Source organism: Nocardia sp. NPDC004260, from assembly GCF_053603155.1.
In genome coordinates, this window is the sequence record NZ_JBSGEZ010000015.1 from 1 (window position 1) to 14,931 (window position 14,931).

Sequence of the window (14,931 nt, forward strand, 5' to 3'; positions counted from 1 at the left end):
CGAAGAATCTGCGGATGATCGGCGATGCCCGCGACCCCGCACGCGCCGATGACCGCGAACCAGGCGATCATCACCGGCCCGAACACCCGGCCCACGGCCGAGGTGCCCCGGCGCTGCACCAGGAACAGCGTCACGATGATGACCGCGGTGATCGGTACGACGAAATCCGCCAGCGACGGTTGCACGACCTCGATTCCCTCGACGGCGGACAGCACGGAGATCGCCGGAGTGATCATGCTGTCGCCGAAGAACAGCGAAGCGCCGAAGATGCCCAGCGCCGCCAGTACCGCGGTCTGCCGTCGGCCGTGCTGCGAGCCCCACCGCCGCAGCTGCGTGATCAGCGCCATGATGCCGCCCTCGCCGTCGTTGTCGGCGCGCAGGGCCAGCAGGATGTAGGTGACGGTGACGATGATGGTGACCGACCAGAAGATCAGCGAGACCACGCCGTACACGTTGTCCACGCTCACCGGCACCGGATGTGGGTCCGCAGGGTTGAACACCGTCTGGATGGTGTAGATCGGACTGGTGCCGATGTCGCCGAACACCACGCCGAGTGCGGCGACCACCACGCCGAGCCGCGCGGTGTCGTGTGCGCTCGTCGCGGCGGGCGCGGGGGGTCGCTCCTCGTCGGATGTGGTCGTGTGCTGCCGATCGGTCACCGGGGGTCCTCCTCGCGCGGGCTGTCCGGCCGCCCGTGCGGACAATACCGTTCCCGGAGTTCGGCCGTCGGGCAGTAGCCGCCGCATGACATCCGGCGTCGTGCCAACCGCGGCTCAATACGACACGCGCGTCATGCGGATCTCGGAGATCGACATGCCCCGGCGGCGGCGGAACAATCCGCGCAGGGTTCCCGCGTTGAGATAACCCACCTTGGCGGCCACCGCGTCCACCGTGAGCGAAGTGGTGCGCAGCAGTTGCACGGCGCGTTCCAGGCGGATGTCGTGCACGAATTCCGTGGGGGACATGCCCAGTTCGGCGTGGGTGGCCCGCTGCAGGCTGCGTTCGGTGACGCCGATGGCGCGAGCGGCCTGGGATATCCGGAAATTCTCGCCGAGGTGCCCGCGGACCCAGCGTTCGAAGGCGGCGGTGACGGAATCGCCGCGGGCGATGATCTCGGGGACGATGAACTCGCGTTGCGGTCGTCCCGCGCCCACCGCCAGGTAGCGCATGGCGCGTTCGGCCAGCGCCGGGCTCTTGCTCGCGATCAGCGACAGCGCCAGGTCCATGTGCGAGAGCGCGGCGCCCGCGGTGGTGACGCGTCGACCGCGACACAGCGTGCGCCCCTCGTCGAGTTCCACGTGTGGGTAGCGGCGGCGGAAGCTGGGGCCGAGCCACCAGCTCGTGGTCGCGGGGGAGCCGTCCAGCACGCCCGCCTCGGCCAGGAAGAACGTTCCGGTGCAGGCGCCGGCGAGGTGGGCGCCCCGATCACGGGCCGCGACCAGCCGGTCGAGCACCGGACGGCTGGCGGGTGCGGAGACCAGATCGATCAGCGCCGCGGCCTCCAGGACGTTCACGGCGGGCACGATCATCAGATCGAACCCGTCGCCGAGCTCGTCGAGCGGGATCGTCGGCACGGTGTGGCCGTTGCCCGACCGCACCGTGGCGCCGAACGACGCGCTGTGCACCCGCCATGCCCGCGGCGGGTCGGGCAGCTCGGTGCGCACGGCGTTGGCGGTGTTGAAGGTTTCCAGTAGGGCGGCGTATCCGAAATCGGCTACGCCGTCCACCACGAAGACGACGACGTCCATGTCGGAAACGGTACCGAAGATGTCGTTTGCGACACTCGGCTCCGCCGGGATTCTGTCCTACCGTCATCGCGAGACGGCTCGCCGCCGAGCGAACCGGGGAGCCGATCGAACCCGCCGTACCTCGTTTGGGAGCGTGACCATGATCGAAACGACCGGGACGCATCACATCCGGTTGACCGTGACCGACATCGCCCGGTCGCGTGCCTTCTACCGAGATGTACTCGGTTTCCCCGTCGCCGCCGAATCGCCGGGCAGCCCCGACGATCCGGAGGTGCGCGTCGACCCGATGCGACTGTTCGGCGGGGTGGTGTTCCAGGCCAACGGCATGTTGCTCGGCCTGCGTCCGGTCGCCGATCCGGCGGACCGATTCGATTCCGAACGTGTGGGTTTGGACCATCTCAGCTTCACCGTCCCGGCGCGGGACGATCTGGTGGCCGCGGCCGCTCGCCTCGCCGATGCGGGCATCGAACACGGGGAGATCACGGAGATGGCCGATTTCGGCATCGCGATCCTGTCGTTCTCCGATCCCGACGGCATCCATCTCGAACTCACTGCGCCCCTGTGAGTTTGCGTCCGCCCGCAGCGGGCATGCCCGATCCGGAATGAACGCTGTCCTGATGAAGGCTTGGCCGACCCCCCGTACGAGCGGTGCGGTCGTGCCGGGGAGGTAGGCCGATGCTGGTCCAGCGTGCGCGACCGCGGAAGCTGTCCGAGGATTCGGCGCTGCCGAGTCCGAGCGCACTGCTGTGCGCGCTGGGCGGCCAGCACGTGCGGGGCCCGGTGAGCCGGTGGGCGCGCGAGCTGACCGAACTGCACCGGCGGCGCCGGGAGGACGCACGGGAGTCGGTCGAGACGCGGCGGCGGCGCGCCGAGTTGGTCGAACGGATCGACACCTGGGCGGCGCTGCACCTGCCGTGCGCCGACCCCGCGGTGCGGGTGCACCACGAGAGCCTGGGCGAGATGATCGACCGGATGGCCGCCGTCGCGGAAGACGCGTTCCATCTGCTGATGCACGACGATCCGGGGGGCGAGCGTATGCACGCGGCATGGACCCGGCTGGCCGAACTGGAGATCGCCTACGCCGATCTGGTGCGCGCGATCGGGGACGGCCGTCGGCGTCTTCCGTCCGGACGAACCGGCGCTTCGGGGGCCCAGTGATGTCGGGGGTGGCCTACCGGCGGTCGATCGAGTGGCCGAGTCGGTCGCATCGGACGAACGCGCTGGTCATCGGTGTCGGCAGCCATGGTGGGGAGTGCGCGCGGCCGCGTCGCGGCGCCTCGCGATCAGCCGTCCCCGGACGAAGACGCGCGCGTCGAGCCGTGGCCGATCGAGCTCACTACGGGAGAGGGCGTAGGCTTGGCGCTCCGACGGACGGCGCGACTTCTGGGAGCGGTGCATGAGCAAGGGTGAGGGGACTCCTCCCGCTACGACGCGGACCGGCACGATCAGCGTGCGGGTGCCCGCGGTGTCCGAACAGCTCGCGATGTTGCGTGCCTTGGCCGAGACCGTCGTGCTCATGGCCGATTTCGGCATCGACGAGGTGACCGACATCCGGCTGGCCCTCGACGAGGTGGCCAGCGCCCTGGTGCTGGACGCGGTGGACGGGGCGGAGCTGGAGTGCGCGTTCGGCTTCGAGGACGACGCGGTGGAGGTGCGCGTCTCCACCGTCACGGTGTCGGACGCCAGCCCGGACGAGTCCGGCTTCGGCTGGCACATCGTGGCGACGCTCACGGATTCGGTCTCGGCCACCCGAGGCACACACGACTCCGCTGCGGGCGGCTACCCGACTGTCGTCGACTTCCGTTGGGTGCGCGGCGGCTCGAATAATGAGTAGCGAGTCGAATCAGGTCGCTTCCAAGCGCAAATCGCGGGGAGACACCTACGACAATATCGAGCCGCTCTTCGCCGAACTGGCCGCGCTGGCCCCGGACGATCCACGCCGGGAAGCCGTGCGCACCGAGCTGATCGAACGTTGCCTGCCGCTGGCCGAACACATCGCCCGCAAGTTCAGCGGCCGTGGCGAGAGCTTCGAGGACCTGTTGCAGATCGCTCGGGTGGGTATGCTCGCCGCCGTCGACCGCTTCGATCCGGGGCACGGCGCGACCTTCTTGTCGTTCGCGGTGCCGACGATCATGGGTGAAGTGCGTAGGCATTTCCGCGACTACGCCTGGTCGGTGCGGGTTCCGCGGCGGCTCAAGGAGATCCAGTCCACCATCGGCCCGACGGTGGAGATCCTGTCGCAGCGGCTGGGCCGGATGCCGCGGGCGCGGGAGATCGCCGAGGAACTGGGCGCGGACCTGAACGAGGTGACCCAGGCGCTCATCGCCCGCAACGCCTACCAGACCTCCTCGATCGACGCCGCCTCGGACACCGACGACTCCGAGTCCGGCGGTCCCTCGCTGCTGGACTCGCTCGGTGCCGAAGACCCGGACTTCGGCACCGTGGAGAACTACCTGGCGGTCAAGCCGCTGCTGGCGGCGCTGCCGGAACGCGAGAAGCAGGTGCTGGTGATGCGCTTCTTCGACTCGATGTCCCAGGAGCAGATCGCCCAGCGGATCGGGTGTTCGCAGATGCAGGTCTCACGGATTCTGTCGAAGACCTTGAAATCGCTGCGCGAGCAGGCGCTGCGGGACTGACGCGCCCCGGGGGAGGCGTTCACTCGCCGGTCAGCTCGTCGTGATGCTCGCGCATCGCGTGGACGACGGCGACCAGCACGCGGTGCGCGGCGCGCAGGTCCGCGTCGGGCAGTTCTGCCATCGCGGCTCAGTTTCTGAGAGAGTTGCGGCGTGAGCGCTTGGGATCGCTATGCGTCGGTGGTGACCGCCCGGACCTCGTGGGTGCTGCTCGTGGTGCTCGCCGCGGCGTCGATCGGCCTGATCGGCGCGGTGGGCGAGAACGAGTCCGCCGGGCAGGCGCCCACCGCGCTACCGGCCTCCGCCGAATCGGCGCGAGTCGAACAGGCGCTCGAGGAGTTCCCGGACGCGGGGTCGGCCGCCGCGATCATCGTGGTCACGCGCGCCGACGACGGAGAGTTGACCGAGGACGACCGCAACGCCACCGTGGCGGCGGTGGCCCGCGCGTCGGGACGGGCACCCGGTCCGAGCGACCTGCTCTCCGCGCCGGACCGGAAAGCGGCGATCGGGCAAGTGCCCGTGGACGCCGACCTGAGCGGATTCCCGCTGACCGACCGGATCGGGGAAATCCGTGCCGTCGCGCGGGACGGCCTGCCCGACGGACTCGTCCTGCAGGTCACCGGCGGTCCGGCGTTCGGCGCCGACATCGCCGACTCGTTCTCCGGCGCCAACGTCACCCTGCTGGCGGTGACCGCGATGGTCGTCGCCGTGCTGCTGATCGCGACGTACCGCTCCCCGGTGCTGTGGCTGGTGCCGCTCGCGGTGGTCGGCGCGGCCGATCGGGTGGCCACCGGCGCCGGAACCGCGCTGGCGCGTGTGACCGCCCTGACCTTCGACGGCTCGACCTCCGGTGTCACGAGTGTGCTGGTGTTCGGTGCTGGCACCAACTACGCGCTGCTGCTGGTGTCGCGTTATCGGGACGAACTGCATCGGGAAGCCGACCACCGCACGGCATTGCGACACGCGGTGCGGCGCGCCGGGCCCGCGATCCTGGCCAGCAACGTCACGGTGGTCGCCGCCCTGCTCGTGCTGGTGCTCGCGTCCGTGCCGAGCACACGCAGTCTCGGTGTGATGGCCGCGCTGGGGTTGCTGGTCGCGGTGGCGTTCGTCCTGATCGCGTTGCCCGCCGCGCTCGCGTTGTGCGGACGCAACGTGTTCTGGCCGTTCGTGCCGGAGGCCGACGATCGCGATACGGCGAACGAGGGAGTTTGGCACGCGGTCGCCGCGTGGGTGGTGCGCAGGCCCGCGGTGGTCGCCGGAACCGCGCTCGTTGTGCTGGCCATCTGCGCGACCGGATTGCTGTCGACGCAGGTGGGCCTGTCGCAGACCGAGCAGTTCCGGGTTCGCGCGGAGTCGGTGGAGGGATTCGACGCCCTCGCTCGGCATTTCCCCTCCGGCGCTTCCGATCCCGCGATCGTCCTCGCGCGCAGCGACGCGGTGGTGGAGATCGACGCGGCGTTCCACCGCACGGAGGGCGTGGTGATGACCTGGCAGACCGGCACCTCGCCGACCGGGCTGACCCGGTGGGCCGTGGTGATCGACGCGCCGCCGTCTTCCGCACGTGCCTTCGACACGATCGAGGCGCTGCGCGCGTCGGTGGCCCAGGTGCCGGGCGCCGACGCGATCGTCGGCGGCACCGATGCCCAGGCCCTGGACGTCCAGACGGCCGCGAGCCGCGACCGCAAGCTGATCATTCCGCTGATCCTGATCGTCGTGCTGGTGGTGCTGCTTGTGCTGCTGCGCGCGGTGCCTGCCGCGCTGCTGCTCGTCGCGGTCACGGTGTTGAGCGCGCTGGCGGCGCTCGGGCTGGGCAGCTGGATGAGCGAGCACGTGTTCGGGTTCCCGGCGCTGGACATCAGCGTGCCGCTGTTCGCGTTCCTGTTCCTGGTCGCGCTCGGCGTCGACTACACGATCTTCTTGGTGACCAGGGCCCGCGAGGAGACTCCTGGGCACGGCACCACGCATGGCATGGTGCGGGCGGTGTCGGTGACCGGCGCGGTGATCACCAGTGCGGGCATCGTGCTCGCGGCGGTGTTCTGCGTGCTCGGCGTGCTCCCGCTGATCACCCTGACTCAGGTCGGCATCGTGGTGGGCCTCGGCATCCTGCTGGACACGTTCGTCGTGCGCACGGTGGTGATCCCCGCGCTGTTCAGCCTGATCGGGCCGAAGATCTGGTGGCCGAGCGAGCTGCGGCTCGTCGAGGAGGAGGGCGACGGGCGCGGCGGCGCGGATCAGTCGGCGGGCGCCCAGCCCGGGCCGCGGAACAAGTAGCCGCCGCGGGCGCGCCACGAAGGCGCGCTACGCAGGTCCCGCCAGATCGAGGCGAACTCGTGGGTGGCGACCTTCGCCGGATTGAACGTCTCGATGTTCTTGGTCAGCCCGTAGCGGACGCGTTCGTCCTCCGGCTCGAAGGTGCCGAACAGCCGATCCCAGATGATCAGGATGCCGCCGTAATTCTTGTCCAGGTAGCGATCGTTGGAGCCGTGGTGCACCCGGTGATGGGACGGGGTGTTGAACACGAATTCCACGGGACGCCACAGCGTCGCGACCCGCTCGGTGTGGATGAAGAACTGGTAGACGAGGCTGACCGACTGTTGCAGCAGGATCATCCAGGGCGGGAAACCGGCCAGCGCCAGCGGCAACCAATAGGGCAGCGAGCTGAACGGGGTCCACGGCTGGCGCAGCGCGGTGGAGAGGTTGTAGAACTCGCTGGAGTGGTGCACCACGTGGCTGGCCCAGAACACGCGCACCGTGTGGTGCGTGCGGTGATACCAGTAGTAGGCGATCTCGTCGGCGAAGAACAGCGCGACCCAGGTCAGCGGGTGGTCCGCCGGGAGATGGAACGGGGCGGCCAGGTACGCCGCGGCGTACACCGCGACGACCGCGAGTTTCCAGCCGAGGTTCACCACCACATTTCCCAGCCCCATGAGCACGCTGGTGCGCGCGTCGCGGAACTGGTAGCCGAGTTGGTCGTCGTCGGGCAGCAGGTGGAAGGAGGCCGCTTCGAGCGCCAGGCAGAGCACGAAAACCGGTATGGCGTGGGCGATCAGGTTGAACAACGGGTCAATCTTTCGGTGCTGCTTGGGCGTCCACCAGCCGGGTGAGCAGGGCGTAGGCGGTGTCGTAGGCCGCGGACGAATCGCGACGGGCAATGTGTTCCGCGAGCGCGCGATGGGCGCCGGGATCGATGTATTCCTTGTTCAGGCCCAGTTCGGCGACGATTTCCATACCGATCCCGAAATAGCCGGAGACCAGGGTGTTCAACGCCAGCCGGTAGGCGAGATTGCCGGAGCCGTCCAGGATCGCCACCCAGAACGCCAGATCGGCATCGACCACGGCGCCGAACGGCGCGGTGGCGTCCGGGTAGGCCGCGGCGGCGCGTTGCACGGTCGCCAGTTGATGGGCGTCGGCGTGCTCGGCGCACAAGCGGGCCGCGTCGGCGGCGACCGAACGCCGCATCACCGCGATGTCGTGCAGGATCCGTGTGGCCGGTACGGCCCCGGAGCGAGTGAGCGCGGTCAGAATGTCCAGGCCCGCGTGGGAGCGCCAGTCGAGAACACGGGTCTTGCCGCCCGGCGTGACGCGGACCAGCCCGCTCTGCTGTACGCGCTTGAGCGCTTCGCGCACGGCGTGGCGGTTCACCTGGAACATTTCGGCCAGCTCGCGCTCGGAGGGGAGCGACGCCTCGGGGGCGAGCCGGCCGCTCAGGATCGCGTCGATGATCTGACCGAAGACCACATCGGAGACGGCGGTGCGGGCGACCGCGGCGAATTCCATGCGCCGAGTGTGGCGCATTGCGGTTAACAGGTCAACTGGTTGGACCAGTTGCTTCGAAAGGGAGGCGGATGACCGCTCGCTGCGGCCATCCGCCTGGGCCCTACCTAGCTATGCTTTCGCAACGCCGTGCGGGGTAGTTTTCCCGCGTTCTGTCCGGCCGCGCGCCGCCCGGGACGGACTGCGTCCGGCAGCGCACAAGCGGCGGTCAGTGCCGGAAGGCGTCTTTGACCTTCTCGCCCGCGTCCTTCAGGTCGGACTTGATCTGGTCGGTGCGGCCTTCGTCGCGCTTCCCCCGGTCGCCCTTGGCCTCCCCCAGCTTTTCCTTGGCCTGACCAGCGATTTTATCGGTCTTGTTCTTCGCCTTGTCGACTGTGCTCATGTCACACCCTCCTTTTGAAGCGACCGGCCGGCCATCTTCAGCCGGTCTTCTTCGCAGTAGCCCGTAACCGGGCGGCCAAACATCGGCCATTCCTGTTAAAAGCAGAAGACCCGGCGGAAAACCGGGTCTTCGCGGAAATCGTGCGTATTCGAAATCGCCGCCGAATCCGCATACTGCGCGCGGTCTCCGGCGCGCCGGAAATTATGCGGCCGGAACCGTGGGCGGCGTCAGAAGGCCTTGCAGCACACCGACGCCCGCGCCGAGGGCCGCGCCGACGGCGATGGCGGGGGAGGCGACGAATCCATAACCGATGGCGGCGCCGAAGGCCATGACGGCCACCGTCCCGGTCGGAAACATCGGCAGGCCCGCGATGGCGCCGCAGATGGCGCCGATGACCGCTCCGATCGAGGCGACCGGCGCGGCCACCATGCTGCCCGCCGAGGCGCCGATGGCGGTGGAGCCGATCAGGTCGGCGGCGATGCGGTCGGAACGCGACGGATCGAAGCCCGCCGAATCGAGGGTCTGCGCGATGCCTGCTTCCGGGCCCGCGATCGCGTCGTTGAACATCTTGCCCTGCTCGGGAGTCATGAAATCCGGGCGGCCGATCACCACCGAACCCACGCGCAGCGTGCCGGGCGGCGCCTCGATCGGCGCGACCGCGGGAGCCGGGGCGGCGGGGTTGGGCAGGTGCAGTCGCTGCGGCTCGACCGGCGCGAGCAGGTTCGGATCCGGCATCGGCCGGTTGACGCTCAGGTCGTTGCGGCCCGCGGAAACCGGGGGTGCGGGCGGAAGAGACTCGGGGTCCGCGGGATCGGCCACCGGGATGACGCCAAGGCCGGGACCCGGGGCGAACGGGACCTGGACGGAGATCTCCGGCAGCGGGTTCGCGGTGGCGGTCGCGGCGGCACCGACCAAGGACAACGGGATGGCGCCCGCGACGACCAGAGTGGCGGCGCGGCGGAAGAACGGGTGTGCTGGAGTTTCGATTTCGGGTACTGCTATGCCCATGGACTTACCCACCTCATTCTGAAGAGGACATGTACCTACCCTTCTAGTTCGGTCCAGAAAGCCATACGGATGCGCGGCAGTTCGATTTATTTTCGATTGCGGTGAAACGCGCCGCTGCCAATCGAATCCGCGTGACCGGGTCGAATAGCCTTGTCGCCGTGGTCAACCGATCACGACTGCGCTGCTGCTAATTTCTTCAACCGAAATCAGGGAAACCACCCTCGAAACGGGGCTCTGCCCCGCTGTGCGGGTTCCGAGCCACGCCGTGGCCTGATCAAGAGCCCATCCGACCCCGTCGTGTGGGGGCGTTCGAGGTGGTCGGCGAACTGGTCAGTACGCACTCCGCGACGGCTACCTCACCTCGGAGCGGATGTAATCCCTCGCGGCCGAGTTCCGCGAAGCAGCCCAGGCATCCGACAAAGCGGTCGAAGCGCCCCGCAGTGACATCGACACGCGGGTATCGAGCACGTTGAAGCAGTCTGGCTGCTGGTCCTGGGCATGTACGGTGGCCGTGTACCAGTGCCGAGGAGGAGCTATGTTCGCGCTCGTTGTGAGGTTCGAACTTCAGGACGCCGAGAAGGCGGCCGAGTTCGACGAACTGGTCGCTGAAACCGTCCATGCCATCACCGAACTGGAACCCGGAACTTTGGTCTACGCCACTCACGCTGTTGAGAACGAACCGCTGTCACGAGTGTTCTACGAGGTGTACCGCGACCGCGACGCGTTCGATACGCACGAGCGGCAGCCGCACACGAAGCACTTCCTGGGTCAGCGTGAGAAGTACATCGCGTCGTTTCGGGTGGAATTCCTGGCCCCTGCCGATGCGAAGGGACTGCCTGCGGCAGGCTGACCGGATCACAGGCGCGCAGCGATCCCGCACCATACGGCGAAGCCGTGGACGGTGTCGACGCTGCGTGCTTCCGCACGAGCCAGCGCCCGCACTGTCTCGTGCACCATTGGATTCCAGCGAGTCTGCGCCGGGGCGATCGCTTTCGCGGTCAGTAGCGCATCCAAAGCGCGTGTGCGGTCTCCATGCAGGAGGTATGCGCGTGACAGGTCGATGTAGTGATGACCCGCGCGCTCCTTCGGTGTGCCATCCGGGATGACCAGCGACCGTGCCCGGTTGAGGGCTTCGGTGCCGTCCATGCTCTCCACGGCAAGTGCCACCGACCAGATTTCGACGTTCGTCGGTCCGAACGACAGGATGACGTCGCGATCGTCACCGAGGCGCAGCGCGGTCTCCCGGGCCTCCGCCAAGTGCTCGTTGGCAAGGTCGCGTTTGCCGGAGCGCGACGCGGCTAGCCCGGATTGCAGGTGCAGGCCGCCCCAGGCGATGAGGTCGTGGCGGTGTCCGGCGCCGAGGCGGGGTTCGATGCCGGCCCGGCAGCGCTCCAAGAATCTGAGGGCGGCGGTCCAGTCGCCGCCGGAGGTGAGAAGCGCCGCACGGTGGAATTGACCGGTGGCGATCCACAGTTCGTTACCGGACTCGGCGGCTGCCCATGCGAGCCGATCGACGGCCACGGCGGCGAGGTCGCAATACCCGAGTTTGTGGGCGAGGCTGGGCGCGGAGTAGTACAGCTCGCACAGCAGAACGAGCGCTTGATCCCGCTCCCGGCGGCTGGTGCGGTGCACCGCAGCGCGTACCTCACCGAGCAGCGGTGGCAGAGAGTGGCCGAGTTTGTGGAATGACGCGGCACGGCGATATCGGCACACCTGCTCGACGTCGGCCTTGATCTGTCCGAAAGGGCGCCCGTGAGAAACGTTGTCGTTATCCAGATCATAAGCGGCCAGCTCATTTCGCAGCACCCCGACTGCTGCGTGTACCTCGGTGTCGGGGCCAGGTGCAGGTGGATACGGCTGTCCAGTCAGGTCGGCAACACTGACCCGGAGGGCCTTGGACACGGCTCCGAGAAACGCCGGCGATGCGGGGGCCGTCCGTTGCTCGACCGCACGGACAATTCCGACGGAGAGGTTCGTTTTCTCCGCCAGTGCCTTCTGTGTCAGGCCGGCGAGCTTCCGGGCTTGGGCCACGCGTGCTGCGATTGCGGCGCGGTCATCCATTTTGCTCACCTTTCCATTCAACGACATCCGTTCGTACCGGAGTACTAAAAAGCTTGATACTTCGCGGGCTGTGTTGGGTCCAGAGTCGTAGCCAAGCCCCGGCGGTGGGTGAAGCCCTTGCCTGATCAGGGCACACCATCGGCGTCCGTGACGTCGTTGGAGGGGGTGACGAAAGCCCCTGGCGCCGGGTGCTTTCCATTCGACGAGAAGGGGATCGCTGCGGGATGGGAGAGGGTGACGAGGTCCGGCTGTCGAGGGTCGGACAGTGGGAAACCACCGATGGCACACCGTACGGGCCGTTGGCGCGGGTGCGATGCCCAGGAACCCAGCACTGCCTACAGCTAGCGCCGCTCGAGAACGGGCGGCTCGGGCAGCATGTCCGCGACATTCCCGGCCCGTGCGGGTGGGTGGGGACCGTGATCGTGGATGACCGCCACGACGTCCCCCGCGAATACTTGATCAACCTCGCTCCAGTCACCGGGATAGACCGGCGGCGGTGGCGTGGCGGGGGCCGCGATGAATAGGTCGGCACCAGTTCTCGCCGACGCCCCCACGACAATTCTGGAGACTCCTGTGGTCCGGTGCCGGTGCTACCGGAACGTGTGCGGGCTGCCCGCACGCATCGATCCGGAATTGGGCCGTATCTTCCTGCCATCGGGGAGCGTTGGTGCGATCACGGTGCCTGCGCAGCTCGGCGCGACGGTGAAGATTCGCATGGCGAAGCTCGGCGACCCTGCCGGGCCGATCATCTCCCATCCGCGTTCGAAGCGGTGGACGTTCCTGGTGCGGCCGGACATCCCGGCCGATATGCCGCTGTTCTCGGAGTTGTTCCGGCTGAACGCGACTTTCGCGCCGATCGGTGCGCAGATCGCGTTGCCGTCGCCTGCCGATGGTGTGGGCGACCGGTTCCGGGTGTGGGCGCAGGCTCCGAGCGACTCGTACCGGCCGTCGGCGCTAGCGGTACTAGGCGCTATCCGGGACTGCGTCCGGACTGCGCTATATCCGGAAACCCGGTTACGGAGGAAATCATGACCATCGTTACCGCCATCCGCGCCGCCGTGCTCACCAGTGTGCTGGTGGCCGGCACGGCCGACATCGCCAACGCCGAACCCACCCCCGCCGCGAAGGACGAGATCGTGTGCTTCCCACACGCCATCGAGCCGTGGAAGACCGACCACGGCTCGATGGCCCCGATCAACTTCGGGTTCAAAGTGCACTGCACCGGTCGACCGGAGATGCGCAGCGTCACCACCAAGCTGTGGCGTTACGATGCTGCCGACGGGAAGTGGTACAAGCACGCCGAACGGATTGACACCTCCACAACCCCCGACGTGGAAGTGCTGTATTCGGCGTCTTGTTCGTCGGCGGGAATCCTTTACGGATTCCACACGGAAGTGAAACTGACCGCGGTGCACGGGACCTGGGACGACGGCGGCGACGACAGCGCCACCACCTCCGCGATCTGCTGACTCGGCAGGGAAGGGCACAGCCGATGGACACACTGGACCATCCAGCGGTCGTCGTGGCGCTCGATGCCCTCGCGGCAGCTGACCGGGACCTTGCACCGGTCAGCGCCGTCGTGCGTGACGACTTGGTCGCTGTCGTCATCGATGGCCACCAGGGCCGCTACATCGCGTTCGTCCATCCCGACGGCGACCAGTGGACCACCAGGGGAACAGTGATCGGTGCACCGCGACCGGTCGGGCCTCGGCACGAGCACACCCCCGCCTGGGAGGCGCTGCAACGACGCGGCACCCGGTTCCGGCCCGAGACCGCCGACCCGTCTGGCTCCGGCTGGTTCGCGGTCATCGGCCGCGCCGCCCGTGACGCGGTCATCCTGTCGGTTACCTCCACGCTGGACGAGTGCGTCGTGCCGATCGGCGCGGACGGTCTCGCGTTCGCCGTCGTCCGCGCGCTCGGCAGCGAAACACCCCACGTTACCGTGACCACCCGCGACGGGCGGGTGGTCACGGCCGGGCCGCTCGCGGCCTGACCAGGAGCCACCCGCCAGCGACAACGCGTCAGGATGCCGCGTCGAATCCGGCGCGCAGGTCGGCGAGGATGTCGTCGATTCCCTCGATGCCGACCGCGAGCCGGACCAGGCCGGGGGTGACGCCCGCGGCCAGCTGCTCTTCGGGGGTCAGCTGCGAGTGGGTGGTGGAGGCCGGGTGGATCACCAGCGAGCGGACGTCGCCGATGTTGGCGACGTGGCTGTGCAGGCGCAGCGCCTCGACGAACCGCTTGCCCGCGTCGACGCCGCCCGCCAGCTCGAAGCCGATCACCGCGCCGGCGCCCTTGGGCGCGAGGGCACGGCCCCGCTCGTACCACGGCGACGACGGCAGGCCCGCGTAGGACACCGAGGTGACTTCCGAACGGGTGGTGAGGAATCCGGCCACGGCCTGCGCGTTCTGCACGTGCCGCTCGATCCGCAGGCTCAGCGTCTCCAGGCCCTGGCTGATCAGGAACGCGTTGAACGGCGAGACCGCCGAGCCGAGGTCGCGCAGCAGTTGCACGCGCGCCTTCAACGCGTAGGCGGGCGCGCCGAGTTCGGCGTACACGACACCGTGGTAGCTCGGGTCGGGTTCGGTGAAGCCGGGGAAGCGGCCGCCGGTCCAGTCGAACTTGCCGCCGTCCACGATCACGCCCGCGATGGCCGCGCCGTGTCCGCCGAGGTACTTGGTGGCCGAGTGCACGACGATGTCGGCGCCGTGGGCCAGCGGCTGGATCAGGTACGGCGTGGCGACGGTGTTGTCCACGATCAACGGCACACCGTTGTCGTGGGCGACGCCCGCGATCCCCGGGATGTCGAGGATGTGGTTCTGCGGGTTGGAGATCGTCTCGCCGTACAGCGCCTTGGTGTTCGGGCGGATGGCGGCTTTCCACTGCTCGAGGTCGTCGGGGTCGTCGACGAACGAGACCTCGATGCCGAGCTTGGGCAGCGAGTAGTGGAAGAGGTTGTAGGTGCCGCCGTAGAGCCGGGGGCTGGACACGATGTGGTCGCCCGCTCCGGCGATGTTGAGGATCGCGAAGGTCTCCGCGGCCTGCCCGGAGGCCAGCAGCAGAGCGGCCACGCCGCCTTCCAGGGCGGCGATGCGCTGCTCCACCGCGTCCTGGGTCGGGTTCATGATCCGGGTGTAGATGTTGCCGGGCTCGGCCAGGCCGAACAGCGCGGCCGCGTGCGCGGTGTCGCGGAAGGTGTAGGAGGTGGTCTGGTAGATCGGCAGGGCACGGGCGTTGGTCGTGCCGTCCGGAATCTGTCCGACGTGGATCTGCTTCGTCTCGAAGCTCCAGTTCTGGGACAGGTCGGGTTCGGTCATCGGGAAGG

General features: G+C 68.5%; 17 protein-coding genes and 1 pseudogene. 9 read left to right on the forward strand and 9 right to left on the reverse strand.

Annotation, left to right across the window (positions count from 1 at the left end):
- Nucleotides 1–569 (reverse strand): KUP/HAK/KT family potassium transporter (locus ACWEO7_RS11345; protein WP_452422883.1); only part of this gene is annotated, 569 nt, incomplete at its 3' end.
- A 204-nt stretch (nucleotides 570–773) separates the two neighbouring features.
- Nucleotides 774–1,748: a GlxA family transcriptional regulator gene (locus ACWEO7_RS11350; protein ID WP_452422750.1), complete on the reverse strand. Its 975-nt coding sequence runs from the start codon at nucleotides 1,746–1,748 to the stop codon at nucleotides 774–776.
- Nucleotides 1,749–1,887: 139 nt separating this feature from the next.
- Between ACWEO7_RS11350 and ACWEO7_RS11355 the strand changes: the two genes are divergently transcribed.
- The 5 genes from ACWEO7_RS11355 to ACWEO7_RS11375 all read left to right on the forward strand — a co-directional run bounded on the left by ACWEO7_RS11355 (nucleotide 1,888) and on the right by ACWEO7_RS11375 (nucleotide 6,652).
- The gene (locus tag ACWEO7_RS11355; RefSeq protein WP_452422752.1) at nucleotides 1,888–2,313 is read left to right on the forward strand and encodes a VOC family protein; all 426 of its coding nucleotides are present in this window, start codon (nucleotides 1,888–1,890) and stop codon (nucleotides 2,311–2,313) included.
- A 110-nt stretch (nucleotides 2,314–2,423) separates the two neighbouring features.
- Nucleotides 2,424–2,906, forward strand: coding sequence for a DUF4254 domain-containing protein (locus ACWEO7_RS11360; protein WP_452422753.1), 483 nt, complete (start codon nucleotides 2,424–2,426; stop codon nucleotides 2,904–2,906).
- Nucleotides 2,907–3,144: 238 nt separating this feature from the next.
- A complete protein-coding gene (locus ACWEO7_RS11365; protein ID WP_452422754.1) occupies nucleotides 3,145–3,582 on the forward strand; it encodes an ATP-binding protein in 438 nt (145 codons plus the stop codon).
- Complete coding sequence (locus tag ACWEO7_RS11370; protein ID WP_450015212.1) at nucleotides 3,575–4,384, forward strand: RNA polymerase sigma factor SigF; 810 nt, start codon at nucleotides 3,575–3,577, stop codon at nucleotides 4,382–4,384. The genes ACWEO7_RS11365 and ACWEO7_RS11370 overlap by 8 nt, the downstream gene beginning before the upstream one ends.
- Before the next feature lie 180 nt (nucleotides 4,385–4,564).
- Nucleotides 4,565–6,652, forward strand: coding sequence for an MMPL family transporter (locus ACWEO7_RS11375; RefSeq protein WP_452422884.1), 2,088 nt, complete (start codon nucleotides 4,565–4,567; stop codon nucleotides 6,650–6,652).
- On the opposite strand, the gene ACWEO7_RS11380 is transcribed toward ACWEO7_RS11375, so the two are convergent.
- The 4 genes from ACWEO7_RS11380 to ACWEO7_RS11395 all read right to left on the reverse strand — a co-directional run bounded on the left by ACWEO7_RS11380 (nucleotide 6,613) and on the right by ACWEO7_RS11395 (nucleotide 9,545).
- Nucleotides 6,613–7,440 carry a sterol desaturase family protein gene (locus ACWEO7_RS11380; RefSeq protein ID WP_452422756.1) on the reverse strand — a complete coding sequence of 276 codons (828 nt, stop codon included), beginning with the start codon at nucleotides 7,438–7,440 and terminating at the stop codon, nucleotides 6,613–6,615. The two genes, ACWEO7_RS11375 and ACWEO7_RS11380, sit on opposite strands and share 40 nt — an antisense overlap.
- Nucleotides 7,441–7,444: 4 nt before the next feature.
- Nucleotides 7,445–8,158, reverse strand: a complete 714-nt coding sequence (locus ACWEO7_RS11385) for a FadR/GntR family transcriptional regulator (RefSeq protein WP_452422758.1) — start codon at nucleotides 8,156–8,158, stop codon at nucleotides 7,445–7,447.
- A gap of 205 nt (nucleotides 8,159–8,363) precedes the next feature.
- The gene (locus ACWEO7_RS11390) at nucleotides 8,364–8,537 is read right to left on the reverse strand and encodes a CsbD family protein (protein ID WP_379252935.1); all 174 of its coding nucleotides are present in this window, start codon (nucleotides 8,535–8,537) and stop codon (nucleotides 8,364–8,366) included.
- Between the two features lie 201 nt (nucleotides 8,538–8,738).
- Nucleotides 8,739–9,545 carry a hypothetical protein gene (locus tag ACWEO7_RS11395; protein WP_452422759.1) on the reverse strand — a complete coding sequence of 269 codons (807 nt, stop codon included), beginning with the start codon at nucleotides 9,543–9,545 and terminating at the stop codon, nucleotides 8,739–8,741.
- A 535-nt stretch (nucleotides 9,546–10,080) separates the two neighbouring features.
- Between ACWEO7_RS11395 and ACWEO7_RS11400 the strand changes: the two genes are divergently transcribed.
- On the forward strand, nucleotides 10,081–10,395 hold the full coding sequence (locus tag ACWEO7_RS11400; RefSeq protein WP_452422761.1) for a putative quinol monooxygenase: 315 nt from the start codon (nucleotides 10,081–10,083) through the stop codon (nucleotides 10,393–10,395).
- A gap of 5 nt (nucleotides 10,396–10,400) precedes the next feature.
- Here ACWEO7_RS11400 and ACWEO7_RS11405 read toward each other — a convergent pair whose 3' ends face one another.
- Nucleotides 10,401–11,351 carry a hypothetical protein gene (locus ACWEO7_RS11405; protein WP_452422896.1) on the reverse strand — a complete coding sequence of 317 codons (951 nt, stop codon included), beginning with the start codon at nucleotides 11,349–11,351 and terminating at the stop codon, nucleotides 10,401–10,403.
- A 72-nt stretch (nucleotides 11,352–11,423) separates the two neighbouring features.
- Nucleotides 11,424–11,633 (reverse strand): annotated as a pseudogene (locus ACWEO7_RS11410) (helix-turn-helix domain-containing protein); the annotation flags it as partial.
- Nucleotides 11,634–12,284: 651 nt separating this feature from the next.
- Between ACWEO7_RS11410 and ACWEO7_RS11415 the strand changes: the two are divergent.
- Genes ACWEO7_RS11415 through ACWEO7_RS11425 form a run of 3 tightly spaced genes read left to right on the forward strand, consistent with a single transcriptional unit; the run spans nucleotide 12,285 to nucleotide 13,599 of the window.
- Nucleotides 12,285–12,638, forward strand: coding sequence for a hypothetical protein (locus ACWEO7_RS11415; RefSeq protein WP_452422763.1), 354 nt, complete (start codon nucleotides 12,285–12,287; stop codon nucleotides 12,636–12,638).
- Nucleotides 12,635–13,075: a hypothetical protein gene (locus tag ACWEO7_RS11420; RefSeq protein WP_452422764.1), complete on the forward strand. Its 441-nt coding sequence runs from the start codon at nucleotides 12,635–12,637 to the stop codon at nucleotides 13,073–13,075. Before ACWEO7_RS11415 ends, ACWEO7_RS11420 begins: the two co-directional genes overlap by 4 nt.
- A gap of 23 nt (nucleotides 13,076–13,098) precedes the next feature.
- On the forward strand, nucleotides 13,099–13,599 hold the full coding sequence (locus ACWEO7_RS11425; protein WP_452422765.1) for a hypothetical protein: 501 nt from the start codon (nucleotides 13,099–13,101) through the stop codon (nucleotides 13,597–13,599).
- A 28-nt stretch (nucleotides 13,600–13,627) separates the two neighbouring features.
- Here ACWEO7_RS11425 and ACWEO7_RS11430 read toward each other — a convergent pair whose 3' ends face one another.
- The gene (locus ACWEO7_RS11430; protein ID WP_452422767.1) at nucleotides 13,628–14,923 is read right to left on the reverse strand and encodes a bifunctional o-acetylhomoserine/o-acetylserine sulfhydrylase; all 1,296 of its coding nucleotides are present in this window, start codon (nucleotides 14,921–14,923) and stop codon (nucleotides 13,628–13,630) included.
- Nucleotides 14,924–14,931: the final 8 nt, after the last annotated feature.

Excerpts from the sequence above, each read along its gene's own strand:
- ACWEO7_RS11350 (WP_452422750.1), bottom strand. The coding sequence starts at position 1,748 with ATGGACGTCGTCGTCTTCGTGGTGGACGGCGTAGCCGATTTCGGATAC.
- ACWEO7_RS11355 (WP_452422752.1), top strand. The coding sequence starts at position 1,888 with ATGATCGAAACGACCGGGACGCATCACATCCGGTTGACCGTGACCGAC.
- ACWEO7_RS11360 (WP_452422753.1), top strand. The coding sequence starts at position 2,424 with ATGCTGGTCCAGCGTGCGCGACCGCGGAAGCTGTCCGAGGATTCGGCG.
- ACWEO7_RS11365 (WP_452422754.1), top strand. The coding sequence starts at position 3,145 with ATGAGCAAGGGTGAGGGGACTCCTCCCGCTACGACGCGGACCGGCACG.
- ACWEO7_RS11370 (WP_450015212.1), top strand. The coding sequence starts at position 3,575 with ATGAGTAGCGAGTCGAATCAGGTCGCTTCCAAGCGCAAATCGCGGGGA.
- ACWEO7_RS11385 (WP_452422758.1), bottom strand. The coding sequence starts at position 8,158 with ATGGAATTCGCCGCGGTCGCCCGCACCGCCGTCTCCGATGTGGTCTTC.
- ACWEO7_RS11390 (WP_379252935.1), bottom strand. The coding sequence starts at position 8,537 with ATGAGCACAGTCGACAAGGCGAAGAACAAGACCGATAAAATCGCTGGT.
- ACWEO7_RS11395 (WP_452422759.1), bottom strand. The coding sequence starts at position 9,545 with ATGGGCATAGCAGTACCCGAAATCGAAACTCCAGCACACCCGTTCTTC.
- ACWEO7_RS11400 (WP_452422761.1), top strand. The coding sequence starts at position 10,081 with ATGTTCGCGCTCGTTGTGAGGTTCGAACTTCAGGACGCCGAGAAGGCG.
- ACWEO7_RS11420 (WP_452422764.1), top strand. The coding sequence starts at position 12,635 with ATGACCATCGTTACCGCCATCCGCGCCGCCGTGCTCACCAGTGTGCTG.
- ACWEO7_RS11425 (WP_452422765.1), top strand. The coding sequence starts at position 13,099 with ATGGACACACTGGACCATCCAGCGGTCGTCGTGGCGCTCGATGCCCTC.
- ACWEO7_RS11430 (WP_452422767.1), bottom strand. The coding sequence starts at position 14,923 with ATGACCGAACCCGACCTGTCCCAGAACTGGAGCTTCGAGACGAAGCAG.